The organism is Streptomyces sp. SID3212 (assembly GCF_009865405.1).
In the GTDB taxonomy this organism is placed as follows: Bacteria; Actinomycetota; Actinomycetes; order Streptomycetales; family Streptomycetaceae; genus Streptomyces.
In genome coordinates this window covers 1-469 of record NZ_WWJY01000322.1, presented here as the reverse complement: position 1 = coordinate 469, position 469 = coordinate 1, and the positions used below count along the sequence as shown (strand labels likewise).

Below are 469 nucleotides of genomic sequence, written 5' to 3'. Positions count from 1 at the left end.
GGGCGGTGCCTGTGCCTGGGCCGGTGCTGGTGCCTGTGCCTGTGCTTGTGCCTGTGCTTGTGCCTGTGCCGCCCGCGTGGAGCACCAGGGCTCCCGCGCGGGCGAGTTCGCCGACGGTGACGGTGACGGCCGGCAGAGGGGCAGGGGTTGCCTCTCCCGCGCCGTCCGCCGCTCTGACGGCCGGCGGGACCAGGTCGTGGGTGAGGCGCAGGGTGTCCGTCAGCCGTTCCCGTACGAGGGCGAGTTCGGCAGTACCGTTCGCGGCGGCCGGGGGCGGCAGATGGCGCGCGGGGGCCAGGTCCACGTCGTCGTCCAGGAGCTCGATGACGGACACCGCCCCGCGGAGGCCGGGCCGTTCCTCCACCGTGCCCTGCCGCTCGAAGGCGCCCCAGGCGTCGAGGACCGTGCTGTGGACGGCGGACCAGTCCAGGGTGTCGCGCCCGCCCCCGGGGGCGGCGAGCCCGGCGGT

At 76.1% G+C, this 469-nt stretch carries 1 pseudogene; it reads right to left on the bottom strand.

Annotated features, from left to right (window positions below):
• A pseudogene (locus tag GT042_RS09665) lies at positions 1-469 on the bottom strand (hypothetical protein); the annotation flags it as partial.